Here is a 17,591-nt window from a genome sequence, read left to right as displayed (position 1 = left end):
GAAAAAAAGTCAAAACAAAAAACGGACAGCCCAGTGGGTGTCCGTTTTTTTATTTTGACAAATAACTTCATCATTCCTTTAATAAGCCAATACTATTTAAATGGCTTTTTGCAAAAACCTCTTTGGACTCTTCCCTTTTTAAATAAACAAAGTCCAGTAGTTTGGAGATCGTATCATCATTTAAGTAATTTGAAATACCAATTGTCGGAATTGGATAGGTGTTACTTGTATACGTATCTGTCAGTAGACAATCATAGTTGGAAAAATTGGCACGATCGAGTTTTACATAAGGGTCAATAATATCAATTTTGATTTTATGCCGGAAATAAAATTCGATCTCTTCTTTAACCATTTTCATATGTTCATAAGTCGTATCTAACATCAATGCAGCGGTCACCGTGATAGTGGATTGGCGCACGCCCAAGCGTAAGCTTGCCCAAGAAGTCATCAATTCAAAAATGGCTTGGTGAACCATCTCATCTACTTTTCTTTGTTTGAAAAGCTCCACTTCTGAAAAAATCTGTTGAAATTTTTTATGTAAAAATTGTGCCAAGTCTGGGCTATCCGCTAAAATACCCTCAAAAAACTCTTTTTTCTTGTCATGCAAAATATAGGTTGGCCCGCAAATTTGAAATGTCGTCCAGTAAATATCACGAACGATTTTATCTCGGTAATCACACTCGACATGGTAGACCTTCGATAATTCATCAATGATTTCTTCGATTTTATTTTTGATTTTTAGTGGACTTAGTTCTTCATGTCCTTGTTTCACTCGAGAAGGATAAAATGGATAAAAATATTCTTGGAATAGTTGTTGTAATACATGACTCGTTAGTTCCAAGCCAAATATTGCTTTAAATTCCTCACACAAACTAGCTTCAACCATCAAGAATGAAAATCCATTAACTAATTTTTCTGTTTGAATCTCATGTTTTCTCTTCATCCGTTCAATACTAATTAGTAATTGAAACTTCAGGCGACTAAGAGAAAAATGCTGTTTGGAATTTGCAAAAACAATTGCAATATTTTCCTTCAAAAAGTCTTCGATCAAGCGATCAATCACTTGAACTTGCTCATAAGGAAATTTTTTCTCTGGTGAACCATACTTTTCCAGAAAGAAACAAGAGAAGAACGTACGAATTTTTTGTTCATCACCATTGATTTGTAACGCATTATCGATTCTTAACTCATAATTTTCCAAAGATTGGTTGATTTTCGATAACCAGCGTGTAATTTGTGATTCAGAAGTATACAATTGTTCACTCAAATCGATCTTTTTTAGATTATCTGCAAAAAAGATTTGTTCAAGTAAATCATATTCTGAACTTTCATTTAAAATAGCTGCATATATGTATGATTTCGGAATAGTTACATCTTTTTTTAAAAATATCCCCAGTTTAAATGAGGTCTCGATACTTAAAGGATAAATATACTTATTGATAATTGGAATATCTGTTCGAATCGTTTTTTCAGAATTCCCTGTTCGTTCGGCTAACTCCTCACTGGTCATCCATTCGGAATCCCACAAGGTTTCCAGAATTGCTAATTGTCGACTTAATCGACTATCTAGACAAGCTCTCATTATTACACCCCACTCTATAAATAAATATGTAGCATTGTTCAATCCTACGAACCACATGATTGAAAGATACCTTCACTTCAAATGGTTTCATAAAATAAGAAACCAGCAATTGAAAGGAACTTATGTTTATCAAGAATTGTTTACTTATTTCTACTTAACTATGTCCAAAAGGAACAAACTGTCTTTCCCCTTACAGATAAAAAATGTTGATTCTCCTGAAAATAGAGTCAGTAAAAAATAACAATCAAGCATCCAACCAGTTCTTAGTTCCTGTAGAATTATAATTGCTATAAAGCGTTTTACAAAATCAATTTTTACCGACTGCTAGGCTACACAACTGACTGAATCCATTTTGTCTCCCGCATAACAAATAATCAAAATTACCCTTTATTTTTTCAAAAAATTCGTTATTCATTATTTGTTTTTCAAACAACAAGCCTTCTAATTGTAAGACCAACACCTCCCACTTAAAATTTTTTAGTAATCTTTCAAGCAAATTAGCATAATTATAAAGTTAACTTATATAGCGTTTTTTTCGAAATATTCGGAAAATCACCGTAAAAAATTATAGAAAGATTAAAATTATTATCTTTGTATGTGATTATTATAACAAAACAGAGTGAAAAATCAAATATTATAATTTAAAATTGTTATAAAAACAAAAAAATCGAGTAATAAGTCCCCTTATTACTCAATCAAACTCTGCTATGTATCGTCCTTTTATTCATCAGTCAATTTTTTCTTTTATTCTTTTATTTTTTAATAATATTCTCATAAATAAAAATGAACATTGAAGATTACCAACTTGCTGCCATCTTCTTTAATTTTTTTCGCATTCTCGCATCGTTCAGCTGTGTGATCAAGTCCTTTTGCATTCTTGTTTCTTGTAAATGGACACTTTTTTTATTCGAACGAACTTCCTGATACATCTGTCCTAATAACTCATACTGGTATTTTTTCTCATAAATTGAATAGTCTGGCAACAACTCGTGAAATTTGGTCATTGAAATTTTATTACTCATGTTTCTATTGATGTCATATTGAACATTACACGCATAAAGTTCAAAAACGAACAAGGTTTCTTTAAGAGAATATTGTGTAAGCAAACGATTCATTGATTGATTTTCTTCCCCTACAACTTGTAATTCTTCCATTGCTAAGTGAATTAAAAATAATAACTCCTTTTGTTCTTGAGATAACTGGTCGATATTTTTTTCAAATGAATTTTGCATCTTACTTCCCCCTCACTCATGAATAATTTTTTCTTTTTATGAACGGATGTTTTGGCCATTCTCCTTTCTGCATATGCCCTCAAAAAAAGCCGTGACAAAAACTTGTCACAGCCTTTTACAAAGTAGAAAGTATTTTCTTGCAGTGCATCAATCAAACTTGATCACTAAAAGAATTTCCACGAGACAAGCTTTTCTTCATTTTAACAGAAGCGAAAACTGATAACCTCGTTATTGTCCAACATGACCACTAACATTTGGCGAAGTACTTGAATCTTACATTTAGCCGTTAATAAATACTTGCAGATTCTTCGTCATTTTCTCTGCCAGAATCGTTGACTCAATATTTCTTAATTCAGCTAATGATTGTAAGTGACACCTTAAAATCGCCACGTAATCATCAACCTGTACTTTTCGATCTAATGCCCATTCGATGGCCGCCAAACCATCTGTTTCAATCAACAAGCGATCAAGTGGTACTTTTTTTGCTAATTCTTTCACTGCATTATTTCGCAGCAAATCAATCCCAATGGTAAAATAGCAACCAAAGTCGATATAAGCTTTTTGAAGCGCCATGCTCGAATACCAATGGATCAAGTAACGATTGGGATATTTTTTGATCAATGATAAAATTTCTGCTTCGCATCCTTTTGTATGCAAAACAACTGGCTTTTGCCGTTCCATTGCATAAATTAGTTGTTGTTCAAAAATAGTAAGTTGGGTTGCCAGCGGCACTTCTGTCCACACACTATCTAATCCGATTTCACCAATTATATTCGCTTTTTCTAAATAAGGTAGAACGGCTTCAAATCGATATTGATCTGCCTTCCAAGGATGAACCCCAAAACTTAGCAGTTGAAGGTCTCCCTCTTTGGTTAATCGTTGGTTTTCTTCCCATTCTTCCGGCGAATCACAATTAAGAATCGTCAAAATCTGATATTTTTGTTGTCGCTGTGCTAATTCTGTACTTCCTGCCAAATGGCAATGTCCATCAATCAACATGTGTTTCACCTTCTAACAACTGATAGATGTTTTGCTTTAATGTTGCTTGTTCTCCAAGCCAGCTTCTTGTTCGATGCTTTTCTGGTAACTTGATATCTGCAATGATTCGCGCTGGCCGAGCAGACAGCACTATGATTCGATTGGATAAATAAATAGCTTCTTCGATATCATGGGTCACTAGTAACGTGGTTCTCGTTTTTTGTTTCGGTAGCTGAAGTAGCCAATCTTGCATCTGACTTCGAGTCATCGCATCCAACGCACCAAATGGCTCATCTAACAACAAGTAGTCAGCTGGGTTCATCATTGTTCGCAACAATGCAACTCGCTGTTTCATACCACCAGAAAGTTGCTCTGGTAAAAAACCACTATATTTTTTCAATCCAAATAATTGTAGTTCTTCCATTACTTTTTCTTGGTCAATTTTTTGATGATTGATTTTTTGATACAATGTAACATTTTGAAAAACACTAGCCCATGGTAATAATAAATCTTCTTGTGGCATGTAACTAAACGCTGTGTTTAATCCCATAATTGGCTCACCATCGACGAAAATCTCTCCTGAAGTTGGTGATATTACCCCAGTTAAAACTTTCAACAAGGTTGATTTACCAGCTCCACTTGGCGCAATGATTGATACAAAAGAATTCTTTTCAACAATAAGATCAATTTCTTTTAAAATCTCTAAATTATCAATCGTTACAGTTAACTGATTGATTTCAATTGCCACATTTTTTCCTCCTATTGAATAAATTGGTTCGTGAATAATTCTTTTGCCTCTACTTTTTCTTTGATTAATCCATTCTCTTTCATGAAATCAGTATAGTTATCCCATACTTTTTCTTGCATCAATCCCCATTTTTCTGGCTCATCAGTATAGTTTTCTGAAACAAATGCTTGTGATTCTTCCAAGAAACTTAGTTCGTTGTCTGACGCGTACTTATGCAAAATTTTTGCACTTGCTTGTGGATGCTTAATTGCTTCTTGATAACCTTTTTTTGTTGCATCCATAAATTTTTGAACTACTTTTGGTTCCTGTGCAATCATTTTATCACTCGTAATGATAACAGGAGTATAATAATCTAAGCGTTCATCCAGTTCTCTTAACGGAAGATAGTTCAATTCAATTTTTGCTTCTTTTGCTTTAACCATATCCCAACCTTCAAAATACCATTGTAAGTCGACACCTTTTCCTAAAGCTTCGGGTCCTTCCCCGGTACTTCCAACAATCGTTAATTTAGAAAAATCTGCGTTATCGTGTTCCATGACTGCTTTTAATACTGCTTCTTCACTAGGACTTTGCCAACCTGCATAGGTTTTTCCCTCAAAGTCTTTTGGTTTCGTTATCCCGCTATCTTTCGCTGCAACAAATCCAGAAGTATTGTGCTTCATAATTGTCGCAATCGCCTTAACTGGAATAGCTTGTCCGTCAGCATGTGCATAGGTGATGTCTTCTTGATAGCTCACACCAAATTGTGCTTTGTCTGCGCCCACTAAGCCGATACTTGTCGAATCATCTCCTGGCTCAATGATGTTCACATTCAAGCCAGCATCTTTATAATAACCTTGTTCTTTTGCAACATAGATACCTGTATGATTTGTATTTGGTACATAGTCCAACACGAGAGTGACATCCGTTAACTTTTTTGTTGAATCCGTAGTACTTGTTTCTTGCTTATTTGCTCCGCATGCGGTAAATAATAACAAAGCTGGTACTAGCCATAACATTTTTTTCATTTTCTTCCTCTTCCTATCCTCTAGTATATAACCAATAATAATAACTTTTCTTCATGAGCACACTCAATCCATTAAGCAATAAACTAAGAACGATTACACAAAGAATTGCTGCAAAAACCTTGTCGATTTGATAACTGTTTTTTACACGGATCATGTAATAACCTAATCCGGACTGCGCACTTAACCATTCCCCAACGATTGCGCCACTAACACAATAAGTCGCTGCAACTTTTAGCCCAGAAAAGAAACCTGCAAGCCCTTCAGGAATTTTGAAGATTCGATAGATCTGTCCCCTACTGGCGCCCATTGTTCGTAAAAAAATAATTTGTTCCCTTGATGCTTTACTCAATGAATCCGCAAAAGAAACGACCATTGGGAAATAACTCATCAAAATAACTAAAATCACTTTCGGCGCCAGTCCAAAACCAAACCACAACGTGAGTAACGGTCCCAAAACCATAATTGGTAACGTTTGTGATACTACTAAAATGGGATAGATTGCGGTCTTTAGTAACTCATAAAAGTCCATCAATAATGCTGTAAAAAAGGCAATGATTCCTGCAATTACTAATCCTAACAGTGCCTCGCTCAAAGTCGTGAGTGAATGAAAAAACAGCGTCTGTCTATCAGCAAGCAGTGCTTGAAAAACGGCAATTGGACTAGGCAAAATAAAGGTTGGTGTCTGTAACAGCTGAACACTGACTTGCCAAATCAGTAGCAGAACACCGACACTGATTGCTGGATATAAATGTTTCTTCAATTGTTCACCTCCTAAATGAATCAAATTTAACACTGGAACAAAAAAACGCTTGTCTGTGGACGCAACATAGGTCCCACTTAAACAAGCGTTTGCTATGTTTCTCCCTTCACCAGTATTAACTGACAGGTTCAATGGGTCTAAGTTCACAACTTACTCTCATGCCGTTTACGACATCCCCAGAAACAAGTATTCATTTTTTTTAGTGTAGCATAACAAAATTGGTGCAACAAGCACTTCTGCTTAATTTATTCCTTTCCTATTTCAATAGATAAGGCAAATCACTAGCAAGTGTCGGATAGCCAAAAATCCATTGATCCACGATTTCCTTCGTCAACCGTTGATTGATTGCTATCGTTAGAAAATCAATCAGTTCATCTGCTTGCTCACTCAAAACACTTGCGCCAATCAAAAAGTTTTCTTTATTGAAACATAACTTTACTTTGGCTAATGGTTCATTCACTCGATGGTAGGTAAACCAGCTTGTCATTTCTTGAGTCACTGTTTCAACTTGCCTATCCTCTTCAATTTTCGTTGTTCCAACAGTCGCAATCTTTGGGCTACCATAAACAATTGTCGGAATGACAGGATAGTTGATTGTTTTTTGCTGTTGTTGTGTCACTTTTTGTGCAACGTATTGGCCTTCAAAAGTCGCAACAGGTGTTAATTTTGGCAACTGTTTTTCGATAACGTCTCCACAAGCAAAAATTTGTGGATTTGTTGTTTGAAGACACTCATTCACAATGATCCCCTTTTTCGTAAAATCGACATTGGCACGCTCTAAATGTAACGATTCAACATTTGGCTGGCGACCTGTTGCGCAAAAAATCGCATCTGCTTCAAAGGATTCTTTTCCAGCAATCAACTGTAATTTCTCATTTTGGCGCGTGATTTTTTGTGTATCCACATCAAAAGCAAACTGGATGCCAGCTTTTTTCATTTGGACAATTGCCTCTTGAACCAACTCTTCATCAAATTCTTTTAGCGGTCGCTGATTGTGATGCACAATGGTCACTTCACTGCCAGCCGCACGAGCAATCGTTGCCAGTTCAAAGGAAACATAGCCTCCTCCAATAAAAATCAATTGTTTCGGTAGCTCAGCAAGTGCTAGAAAATCGGTACTTGTTTGCAAAAATTCCTTTCCTTCAATCGGTAAAATGGTCGGACGTTGTCCCGTTGCAAGCACAAAATGTTTTCCACGAAATGTCTTTCCCAGCACTTCAACTGTTTCTTCATCCAGAAAACTTGCTGTTCCAGTCAGATGATCAATTCCTGCCTGGCTTAATTCTTTTTGGCGATTTGCAGAAACAGGGTCCGTAAAAGTTCGTTTAAAAGACTGGAGTTCTTGCCAATTTAATGGCGGCACTTCAGAAAAGCCTTTTCCAAGTAATTGCTTGATCCGATTGCGTGCTTCCACCCCACCAATCAAGATTTTTTTAGGATCACAGCCGCGATTTGGACAAGTCCCACCCCATAAATTTTCTTCAATTACTAACACTTGCTGCTGCTTTGCTTTTAACTCGTAAGCGGCACTTAACCCTGCTACTCCTGAACCAATTACGATTGTGTCATACTCTTTCATCATTTTTTTACTCCTTTCGACTTAAAAAGGCAAAGACATCTTGACCAGACAACTCTCCAACTAAAGTTCCTTGATTGAGGACTTGGACAATTGGTGCTTGGGCTAATTTCTCATAAACTTGAGTTAGTGGCGTCGTTAACTCAACCACAGGAACGTTTTTATCTGTTATTTCTTTAACATAAAAGCCTAACGCTATCAGTTCTTCTACCAAAATTTCTTTTTGGCTAGTTTCTTCAAAAAAGCTTTGAACAAACGCGTTATTCGGTTGCTTCAACAGTTTTTCTGGCGTATCACATTGAATCAATCGACCATCTTTCATAACACCAATTCGGTTTCCCAGTTTGACTGCTTCTTCCATATTGTGGGTAACAAAAACGACGGTCGTTCCTAATTCTTGATGTAAGGAAAGCACTAACTCTTGTAATGAAGTGCGTGAAAGAGGATCAAGAGCACTAAAAGGTTCATCCATTAAAATGATTTCTGGGTTCGCAGCAATTGCACGCAAAATCCCAATTCGTTGCTGTTCACCTCCAGATAATTCCCGAGGAAAACGGTCCCGATAATCCGCTGGAGAAAGCCCCACTTTTTCCAATAATTGGTCTACTTGTTGTTCCCGTTTTCCCTTTTCCCAACCTAACATCTCTGGAATCACTTCAATATTTTGCTTGACGGTCATGGTTGGAAACAACGCAATTTGTTGTAAAACATACCCCATTTTCCAACGTAATTTTTGTAAATTGTAACTAGTTAGTTTCTGACCTTTAAAATAAATCTCACCACTTGTTGGTTTAATCAAACCATTAATCATCTTCAACGTACTTGTTTTCCCACTACCAGAAGGACCAACTAACACAAAGATCTCACCTGGATGAACAACGAAGTCCAGTTGGTCAATCACAACTTTGTCAGCAAATTTTTTTTGAACTTGATGAAACTCGATGATTTCTGTCATTTTTCAGCCTCCTTGCTTAACCCAATCGTCACTAAAAAATCATGGGCAACTTGTGCTGGTTCTCTTTTTTCAACATTGACTTGGTAATTCATGTCAATCATTTCTTCTTCGGTGATCTTTCCACCAAGTTGATTCAAGGCACTCACGACTTCCGGATGTTTGTTAGCAAAATTTTCCTTCATCAAAGGCGCACCCTGATAAGGTGGAAATAGTTGGCGATCGTCTTTTAAAGCAACTAACCCATATTCTTTCAACTCGCTATCTGTCGAGTAAGCATCAATCACATTAACGTCGCCATTTTTGATTGCTTGGTAACGAAGACTTGGCTCCATACTTTGAACACTTGGAAACTCTAGATGATAAACTGATTGAATCCCCCGATAACCATCGTTACGATCAATAAATTCTAAGGTAAAACCTGCTTTGATCTGGTCATTCACTTTGATCAAATCCGAAATTGTTTCTAGCTGATTTGCTTTGGCAAAGGATTCTTTCACTGCTAATGCGTACGTGTTTTGATAAGCCATTGGCTGTAAGAAAGTCATTGCTTCTTGTTGATGGAGCAATTCCTTTGCTTGTTGATACGTATCTGTTTCTGACAACTTTGTTTCTTTCATTGCATCAGGAACTTTGACTAAGCTTTCTAAAACTGTTCCAGTAAATTCTGGATAAATATCAATTTGCTCATTCTGCAACGCGCTAAATAAAAAGCTCGTCTTTCCAAAATTTGGTTTTACTTCGACAGCAAGATCCGGATTTTTTTCTTCAATCAGTTCTTTATACATCTCAATCAAAATTTCTGGTTCTGAACCGAGTTTTCCTGCAATTACTACAGACTCTTCTTTCACAAAAAATGTTTGATATGCTGATATACCTCCAAGTACGCCAATCGTCAAGGCTAGCACAATCAAGGTGTATATTGGTCGAACACGTTGCAACAAACGAATCAAACTACTAAAAATAATAGCTAGCAATGCTGAACTAATTGCACCGATCAATGTTAACACAGGTGTGTTACGGTCAATTCCCAACAAGATAAACGTTCCTAAGCCACCTGCACCAATTAATGCCGCTAAAGTGGCTGTTCCGATGATCAAAACCAAAGCTGTACGAATACCCGAAATAATCACTGGTAACGCAATGGGTAATTCTACTTTAATCAAGCGACGTATCCGAGACATTCCAAAGGCAATTGCGGCCTCCTCAATTGATGGATCAATTTCAGTTAAACCGATATACGTATTTTGAAAAATAGGTAGTAACGCATAAATAACTAGAGCAATCAAGGCTGGAACTGTTCCAATTCCAACAAACGGAATCAATAAACCTAATAAAGCCAATGAAGGAATTGTCTGTAATACGCTAGTAATTTGTAATAAAACTTCTGCTAATTTTTTATGACTCACTGACCAAATTGCGAGAGGAATCGCAATCAAGGCTGCAATGAGCAACGCAAAAAAAGAAATCGATAAATGTTGGAACGTAGCCGTTAGCAATTCTGCTTTCCGTTCACTAAGAATTTGAATAAACTGATTCATTTGTCTCCTCTTTCTCAATTAATTTTTGTCATCTTTTAAGTATAAACCTCTCAAATACTTTCCCCAAATATGTTGCCTTACTACACCAAAAAGACCAGAAAAATCATAATGATCTTTCTGGTCTTTCTGTTTTAGCTAAAAAACAACAAAATGATGGGGAATTTTTAGGACTCTTCTGCCTCTGCAGTTCAGTCCAACAAATCAATAAGAAGAAAAACAGCCAATAAAGTGGAAATCTCGTGGGGGAGATAATTTTCTTTACTGGCTTGTTCCTTTACAATTATAGGTGAGCAGACTAAATTTTTGTGAGAAATGTAAAAAAAAGTTGTTTTCTGCGCATAACTGTTAAAAAACAAGACGTTTTTACTTTTTTGACAAAAAAATGCGTCATTTATTTTATGTTTTTTTGCCGTGACTTTTTTCACAAGTATAATTATTGGCATTATTGTTAAGTCATTGCTACCATAGATTCAACGGACGTCCGCTAATAGCAAAATAAGAAGCTAGGATGAGAGAGGAATCTTTGGGGGATTTCTTTCTTAACCTAACTTCTTTTTAATTTTTTTATTTCTTTTTACCATGTTGATATTCGTACCCACATTTTTCCTACAGAAATGCATTACTTGGCATCATAACTAGGTAAGGTTACTTCAACTTAATCATCAGATAAACTTTCTATAAAAAAATAACTCATTTCCATTATGTGCTCCTATGCTCTTTGACAATTTCCTACAAAGAACGATAAGATAAACGCTTAACTACGTTTTATGTACAAAGCTCTTTTTTTAATGACGTTTCTTACATAGTTAGTAAAAGATTGGTAACTACTTTGGATTGTTTTTATGACATTGTTCTTATCCCCAAAAAAGTTCGTTTCCTCTCGTCCAAGCAGGTAACCGATGAATGAAATACAGACTAGACATATCCCCAACCAAACCAATGCTGCCGAATGAACATCTGTTGTTTTTGGCAATTGTTCTCGCATACTGATCATCGTTTCCCCCAGTGGTCGTCTATAAATCGTTCCGTGCACAGTAAGTGATGCTTCGCTCCCCTGTGTGGCAAATGCTACTGGACTTATCAAGAAAATAGCTAACAGAAATGTCGTAACGATCATTAGCTTTTTCTGACTCATTTCATCCCCCCTTCGTTATGTGACGTAATTGCTTTCCCCGATTTAAATAATAACAAAATCTATCGCTTTAAATCTATTCAAATTTTACCGCCCCATCGGAAAATATCATTTTAAAAAAACAACGCTTCATACGCTTATTTTTTTATTTAAATTATTAATTCTGTTCCTGTTTCTTTCACACCGTATAATGGCATAATTTCATTATCCACTTGATAGTAGATATTTTTTTCACGATTCATCATTAGTCCGACTAAGATTTCTTTCATTGTCAGCACGTTTTTTTGTTGATTAAAATGTAAAATCATTTCATTTTTTGGTGTGATTTCAATTGTTGTAACTGGCCGTTTATGATTTTTAGTCATTAAGAAAATCCCTTGATATTCTTTGCTTTGTGGTGGATTTGTCAATATAGTTAATAAGTCAGCAGCTCGCATAATCTTCTCCTTTATTTTTGTTTGCCTAAGAAAAAGTTTTCTGATGATAAAAAATTTCTTTTTCCCCCTTGAAGAATTGATTCTATTTGTATAATATAGGGGTTGCTGAAAATTTTCAAACAGAAAAGGGGTTAGAGATGAAAAAACTACATTTATTTACAGACCTTGGTGGAATTATTTTAGGTGCTGGGATCTACGGGCTTGCTGTAACAGGAATCAATGTACCTTCAAAACTTGCTGATGGCGGGGTGACAGGTATTGCGTTACTGCTAAATAATCTTTTTGGATTTGCACCTTCAATCACTTCATTAGTCTTTAATTTACCATTATTACTGATCTCATTATTTATTTTTGGAAAACACGCATTTCTTCGTACGATTGTTGGAACATTTGCGTTGGTTTTCTTTTTACATTTATGGGAAAGTCTTCATATACAGTTTGCCGTTGGGAACTTGTTCATTAATAGTCTGATGACTGGTCTGCTTTCTGGAATCGGTTGTGGATTAGTTTTTCGCTTTGGGGGCAGTACGGGCGGAACGGATATTTTATATCAAGCAATTGAAAAATATTTTCATGTTAAAATCGGAAAGAGTCTTTTCTTGGTCACTTTTGTTATCTTAGTAGTGTCCCTTTTATATCTTGATCTTAGACACTTCTTATATACTTTACTGAGCTGTTCTGTTTTAGCTTATACGTTAAACAAAGTAAAATACGTCCAGCTTCCTGATTTCTTTCAATCAGCGAAAGATTCAATGGTGACTTTAGAAGAAACTACAACGCCTTTTGAAGAATTACCTGAATATCAAGAACCCATTTAATACAATTCTTTTATCAAATTTAAAGAGAGCTCGGAATGTACTGAATCTCAAAAGTTTGCTTTTTTAGCCTAACTTTTGGATGCCCTACAGATATCCTAGCTCTCTTTTTATCTATCTTAGTCAACAAAACCGCCAGTTAAGACCACTTTTCCTTGAACGTGCCCCTCTTCGACATCTTTTGTTGCCTCCTTCAAATGGGCGACAGAAATTCCTTGATAAATTTTACCCACATGACTATGAATTACTTTCTGATCAATTAAAGTAGCAATTTCTGCTAAGATCTCCCCTTGTGTCTCAATTTTATAGTCAAAATCTGTTTTCGCAAACATGTACTCCCAGTCAAAACTAATTGATTGATTTTTCCATTCACCAATTGGCAGTGGCTGATTGACACCCACGATTGAACCTACTCGTCCTCCAGGCTGAACAAGCTCTGGTAGTTGCTGGAAATAAGGTAGCACATCATACAATACGGCCACATAATCGACTCGATTCGTCCCTAAAGAAATTAATTGTTCCTTTAAATCTTTGTGATAGTCTAAGGGATGATCCACGCCATTGTTACGAAGCCATTCAAAATTTTTAACACTGGCTGTTGCAAATACTTCAAGACCACTCCAGTTAGCAAGTTGAGTCAAAATGGAACCAACACCACCCCCACCATTGATGACTAATATTTTCTTTCCTACATTTGCTTTCGCTTGTGGTGTTAATTGAAATTTTTCAAATAATAATTCAAAAGCTGTCAAACTAGTTAATGGTAATGCAGCTGCTTTTTCATCTGATAAAGAATTGGGTGCTTTAGCAACGATTCTTTCATCAACTAATTGAAACTCTTGATTACTTCCTGGACGTTTGCTGCTTCCTGCATAAAAAATGCGTTCGCCCACTTGAAACTTTTCAACAGCATCGCCTACTGCGAGGATTCGTCCAACTGCATCAAAACCTAAAACGGTTAATTGCTCTTTTTTTGCCGCCCCCTGACGAAGCTTCGTGTCAACTGGATTAACAGAAACCGCGTCAACTGCTACTAATAAATCGTGGCCAGTCGCAACAGGTACAACGTCCATTATTTTGATGAAGCTATCTTTTTCTTCGATTGGTAGTCCTTGATAAAAGCCAATTTTTTTCATTTGTTTTGTCATGATTTCCCCTACTTTCTAAAGGTTGTGGTTCAAACCGCTTAGCTCCGAACAGATAGCGAGCAAGCACTCAAAATAGCTTTTCAAATTTTGAAGTGAGTGCAAGCTATCTCGAGGAGCTGCTTGGGGAACACCGCGGATAAGGTTGTAGCTCACCTACATTCAAGTAATTGTGAACATCTAAGGTTATCGCATAAAATCCGTTCCGCCACCGACTAACAAACACTACCCAAACCACTTTCACAGATAGTTAACAAAACACAAAAAGAGCGATGATTTGCATCATTGCTCTTTTCATCATTTTCAATCATCCATTGTTATTGCTTGAAATAACTATTTTCTGTCAATGAATTGCCTTGATCTTCAATCAATCCATGAAGTGATCGTTCTAACACACCATGTGCTTTTTTTGTTTTAGTTGTCTTTTTATTTGTTGCCTTCATTTTTGTTTCTTCTTCACCTTTGTGAAAAGACTTGACCGTTTTATCCCCTTTTTTCTCTTGATACGGCGTTGGCTCAGTATCAAATAGCAAGTACGCATCTTCTTCTTTTTTCATTGATTGAATCAATTCATTTTCCGTCACCTGTGTTTCTCTAGGGTCTGGAATAATGGATGCTGGAATAAATTTTGGTACAAAATAAGAACGCTCATGAGTGATGTTATTTGTTGTTGAAGATTTTGTATTACGTGTAGGTGATGTCACCTGTTGATTCGTTTGAACGTGATTTTTTTCACCAAAAAGCTGCTTCCGACCAGTCGATGTCGTCTTAGGCTGATAGTGCTTTCCATATTCTGGTAAATTCTCTTTATAATGTTCCAACTTTTCTTGACGTGGTGTACCTTTTGTCGTTCCACTCATCGTACGTCTTTGTTTTCGCTGGTGTGTCTGTTCTCGTTCGCTCTCATCAAAGTGAAACTCTTTTGTCCGACCATAACGCTGTTGCGGATGCTGATCTGTTTTGCTCATCAAATCATCGACACCATCAAATAAAACGCGATTAGACTCAGTACTTAATTTTACTCCTGTTTCATCATCATAAGCGGGAAAACGAAAATGCTTTCGCTTGATTTCTTTCATTTAACTCATCCTTTTCAAAACGGAACTTTTCTCAATCATAGCATAATTTCAACCATTTCAGTAATAATGCGCTGATAAATTTCAGAAATCATACGCTCTTTTTAAAGAAAACTTGTATTATTTGGTCGTTTCACGCAAAATAACTTCTGGAAAAAATCGCCGATACCCTTGACTTGCCCCTTTTTCATCAATTTTTTTCAACAGCATTTCACCACAAGCTTCTCCCATCCGAATAATATCTTGCTTCACCGTTGTTAACTTAGGAGAACTAATCTGATCTAAAAAGACGCCATCAAAGCCGATTACCCCATACTCTTCCGGAAGTTTCCCGCCAGCTTTCATAATCCCACGGACAACACCCAAAGCTAAACGATCTGAACTACAAACAAAACAAGTATTCTTATCAAATTCATCCCAATGCGTATCAATATATTCTTCCGTCTTCGTTGAATGATTGGGAAAACGAACGGTTTTTGTCGGCAAATTTTGTTCCTTCATAACGGCTAAGTATCCTGCTTCTCGGGCACGTTCAAAAGGCTCTGCCACATCCATTCCAATATAAACCACTGATTCATATCCTTGTGATAGAGCATATTCAGTTGCTTTCGTTGTGCCGTATTGATTATCACTATCTACATAATCATAGCCAAAATCATTTTCTCCAAATAAAACGACCGGCTTCTCCAGACGAGCAATCCAATCAAAATCTTTTTCACGCATTCCTGTAATGATGTAGCCGTCACAAGCACCCACATCGAAGCCACTCGTTGTCACTAACTGTAATGAATAATGTGCTCGACCAATTCGATTCGCGATTCCCATCAGCAAGTTCATATAGTACGGTTCTGTTGTGTCGATTTCTTCTAAAATAAACAATTTGATTACTTGTGATCGATTAGAAACAAGTGCTTTTGCCGCAATATTAGGGCGATAGTTCAATTCAGCCATCGCTGAAAAAACCAGTTCTTTCAGCTCATCAGTGACTTGTTCAGGATGATTGATAACCCTTGATACAGTCATCTTTGAAACATTTGCTAATTTTGCTACGTCTGCTAGAGTTGTCATAGCTCTACCTCTTTCTAACAAAAATTTCGCGAATACAGCTCACGATGAAGGACATAGACCAATTTATTTCAACTTCTATTATACCGAAATTCATCTCATTTTATAGTCAAGTTTCCATATCTTTTCTATCATTAAACAAAAAAGTCAAAAAAAAAGAGATTGGAATCAAAGAAATTTCCAACCTCATTTTTCTAGAGATAAGTACTTTGCTCAAAAAAGTCAGCTCTTTATTCAAAAATCCTCATTCTATTTTCACTACTAAATACTATTCTCTTACATCTTTCCTTCATGATTTTCTTTAATCAAACACTTGTAAAAAAATTCAGCAGCTTCTTCCATCAATGGAATTTCAACTAAATGACCTTGCTTTTCTGAAGGATGAAAAATAATTTGTCGTCCCGCTTTGGTCCATTGATTCGCCTTCACGAAATCAGCGGTTTGCTTGAAAGGAATTTTTTCATCTTCCTTTCCATGCCAGAAAAACAAAGGTCTTCCTGCTAAACGTTCAGGGCTTAAAGATAAATCATATCTTTCTACCCAAGAAATCAATTCAAAATAGTCCTTAGGTAAACGAAAGCCGAATTCTTTTGCACGGGCTTGAATTCCTTGTCCATAAGCAAGGGGCGCAGGAGAACCCATTAGACAGGCTCCTGCAATTAGCTTAGGATGCTGACTAAGTAATGCACAAGTAGTCATCCCTCCCATTGAAACACCACCTACAGCTACTTTTTCATGTAAAAGTCCACGTTTATCAAGATGTTCTATTAGTGTGTCAAATTCAAATAAATTACCATAAATACTATTCCAAAACGTATATGAAGGAATGGAGGATACCGGTTGTTTTCGCTCCCCATGATTCATTGCATCTGGCAAAATAACTCGAATCCCATATTGAGCAATCTTTCTGCCTTGTGTCAAAACTAATTCCTTACTTGTCTGCCAGCCGTGATAATAAATGACCACTGGAATTTTTGTCTGTTTTAGTTCCTCTAAAACAATTTCTAATACAGGAATTGCTTTCACATTACGTTTCATCATGATTGGGTTCATTTCGAGTCACCTAACTTAATTAAATTTATATGTTGAAAAAATAACCAGCTACTACTTAAAAATTGAAAAAAACTAACACTACCAAAAAGCAGTAAAGCTGGCCTTAAATACCATTGTGGAAATAAAAAAAGAGCAACGATTCCGATTATTCCTAAGATCAGAGTTAATAACGGATAAATCGAAAAACGAAGAAAACTCGCTACACCACCAAACATACTTCCAATAAAAAGTACTAAAAAGAAAATAACACTTATCAGGAAGTAATCAATAATGGATAACGGAAAGAACAGATTTTCTACCTCAAACGTTTCTTGAACAGCATAAACAGCTAAATACACACTAAAGATCATACTTAATAGATGGCTAACACAAATCAGTTGATTGATTTTTTTCATTGCATCACCTACTCACTGTCTTTATAATATAATTATAATCATTTTTTAATTTATTTCAAATGAAGATACTTTAAATTTTTCCCAATTTTTGTTTTTT

At 36.1% G+C, this 17,591-nt stretch carries 17 protein-coding genes and 1 riboswitch; of the genes, 1 reads left to right on the top strand and 16 read right to left on the bottom strand.

Features of this window, described 5'->3' with window-relative positions:
- Positions 1-70 precede the first annotated feature (70 nt).
- From AB3I20_RS10775 to AB3I20_RS10725, 11 genes are all read right to left on the bottom strand, one after another.
- Positions 71-1,582: a helix-turn-helix domain-containing protein gene (locus AB3I20_RS10775; RefSeq protein WP_075492236.1), complete on the bottom strand. Its 1,512-nt coding sequence runs from the start codon at positions 1,580-1,582 to the stop codon at positions 71-73.
- Between the two features lie 797 nt (positions 1,583-2,379).
- A complete protein-coding gene (locus tag AB3I20_RS10770) occupies positions 2,380-2,814 on the bottom strand; it encodes a hypothetical protein (protein WP_067485083.1) in 435 nt (144 codons plus the stop codon).
- A gap of 279 nt (positions 2,815-3,093) precedes the next feature.
- Positions 3,094-3,813 (bottom strand): TatD family hydrolase, encoded by a 720-nt coding sequence (locus AB3I20_RS10765; protein ID WP_075491176.1) that lies wholly within the window; start codon positions 3,811-3,813, stop codon positions 3,094-3,096.
- Positions 3,803-4,540 carry an ABC transporter ATP-binding protein gene (locus AB3I20_RS10760; RefSeq protein ID WP_067485077.1) on the bottom strand — a complete coding sequence of 246 codons (738 nt, stop codon included), beginning with the start codon at positions 4,538-4,540 and terminating at the stop codon, positions 3,803-3,805. Before AB3I20_RS10760 ends, AB3I20_RS10765 begins: the two co-directional genes overlap by 11 nt.
- Before the next feature lie 11 nt (positions 4,541-4,551).
- Entirely contained in the window at positions 4,552-5,547 is a 996-nt protein-coding gene (locus tag AB3I20_RS10755) for an ABC transporter substrate-binding protein (RefSeq protein ID WP_075491180.1), read from the bottom strand.
- A 13-nt stretch (positions 5,548-5,560) separates the two neighbouring features.
- Positions 5,561-6,307, bottom strand: coding sequence for an ABC transporter permease (locus tag AB3I20_RS10750; RefSeq protein ID WP_071869393.1), 747 nt, complete (start codon positions 6,305-6,307; stop codon positions 5,561-5,563).
- A gap of 84 nt (positions 6,308-6,391) precedes the next feature.
- Positions 6,392-6,496: riboswitch (TPP riboswitch) on the bottom strand.
- 67 nt (positions 6,497-6,563) lie between these two features.
- Positions 6,564-7,886 (bottom strand): NAD(P)/FAD-dependent oxidoreductase, encoded by a 1,323-nt coding sequence (locus AB3I20_RS10745; protein WP_067485107.1) that lies wholly within the window; start codon positions 7,884-7,886, stop codon positions 6,564-6,566.
- Between the two features lie 7 nt (positions 7,887-7,893).
- Positions 7,894-8,838, bottom strand: coding sequence for an ABC transporter ATP-binding protein (locus AB3I20_RS10740; RefSeq protein ID WP_067485068.1), 945 nt, complete (start codon positions 8,836-8,838; stop codon positions 7,894-7,896).
- Positions 8,835-10,376, bottom strand: coding sequence for an ABC transporter permease/substrate-binding protein (locus tag AB3I20_RS10735; RefSeq protein WP_071869391.1), 1,542 nt, complete (start codon positions 10,374-10,376; stop codon positions 8,835-8,837). The genes AB3I20_RS10740 and AB3I20_RS10735 overlap by 4 nt, the downstream gene beginning before the upstream one ends.
- Positions 10,377-11,130: 754 nt before the next feature.
- The gene (locus AB3I20_RS10730; protein ID WP_071869390.1) at positions 11,131-11,511 is read right to left on the bottom strand and encodes a hypothetical protein; all 381 of its coding nucleotides are present in this window, start codon (positions 11,509-11,511) and stop codon (positions 11,131-11,133) included.
- A gap of 146 nt (positions 11,512-11,657) precedes the next feature.
- Positions 11,658-11,945, bottom strand: coding sequence for a hypothetical protein (locus AB3I20_RS10725; RefSeq protein WP_368027303.1), 288 nt, complete (start codon positions 11,943-11,945; stop codon positions 11,658-11,660).
- A gap of 137 nt (positions 11,946-12,082) precedes the next feature.
- On the opposite strand from AB3I20_RS10725, the gene AB3I20_RS10720 reads away from it, so the two are divergent.
- Positions 12,083-12,763 carry a YitT family protein gene (locus AB3I20_RS10720; RefSeq protein WP_071869388.1) on the top strand — a complete coding sequence of 227 codons (681 nt, stop codon included), beginning with the start codon at positions 12,083-12,085 and terminating at the stop codon, positions 12,761-12,763.
- Between the two features lie 116 nt (positions 12,764-12,879).
- Here AB3I20_RS10720 and AB3I20_RS10715 read toward each other — a convergent pair whose 3' ends face one another.
- From AB3I20_RS10715 to AB3I20_RS10695, 5 genes are all read right to left on the bottom strand, one after another.
- The gene (locus AB3I20_RS10715; RefSeq protein ID WP_368027302.1) at positions 12,880-13,908 is read right to left on the bottom strand and encodes a zinc-binding alcohol dehydrogenase family protein; all 1,029 of its coding nucleotides are present in this window, start codon (positions 13,906-13,908) and stop codon (positions 12,880-12,882) included.
- Between the two features lie 314 nt (positions 13,909-14,222).
- Positions 14,223-14,984 (bottom strand): hypothetical protein, encoded by a 762-nt coding sequence (locus AB3I20_RS10710; RefSeq protein WP_067485052.1) that lies wholly within the window; start codon positions 14,982-14,984, stop codon positions 14,223-14,225.
- A 117-nt stretch (positions 14,985-15,101) separates the two neighbouring features.
- On the bottom strand, positions 15,102-16,049 hold the full coding sequence (locus tag AB3I20_RS10705) for a LacI family DNA-binding transcriptional regulator (protein ID WP_067485049.1): 948 nt from the start codon (positions 16,047-16,049) through the stop codon (positions 15,102-15,104).
- A gap of 273 nt (positions 16,050-16,322) precedes the next feature.
- A complete protein-coding gene (locus tag AB3I20_RS10700) occupies positions 16,323-17,099 on the bottom strand; it encodes an alpha/beta fold hydrolase (protein ID WP_368027301.1) in 777 nt (258 codons plus the stop codon).
- The gene (locus AB3I20_RS10695) at positions 17,096-17,494 is read right to left on the bottom strand and encodes a hypothetical protein (protein WP_067485042.1); all 399 of its coding nucleotides are present in this window, start codon (positions 17,492-17,494) and stop codon (positions 17,096-17,098) included. Before AB3I20_RS10695 ends, AB3I20_RS10700 begins: the two co-directional genes overlap by 4 nt.
- Positions 17,495-17,591 lie beyond the last annotated feature (97 nt).

It is taken from the genome of Enterococcus sp. C50 (genome assembly GCF_040887505.1).
Taxonomy (GTDB): Bacteria; Bacillota; Bacilli; order Lactobacillales; family Enterococcaceae; genus Enterococcus_B; species Enterococcus_B thailandicus.
Note: the sequence above shows the minus strand (reverse complement) of the source record. Positions and strands in the feature narration are given on the sequence as shown.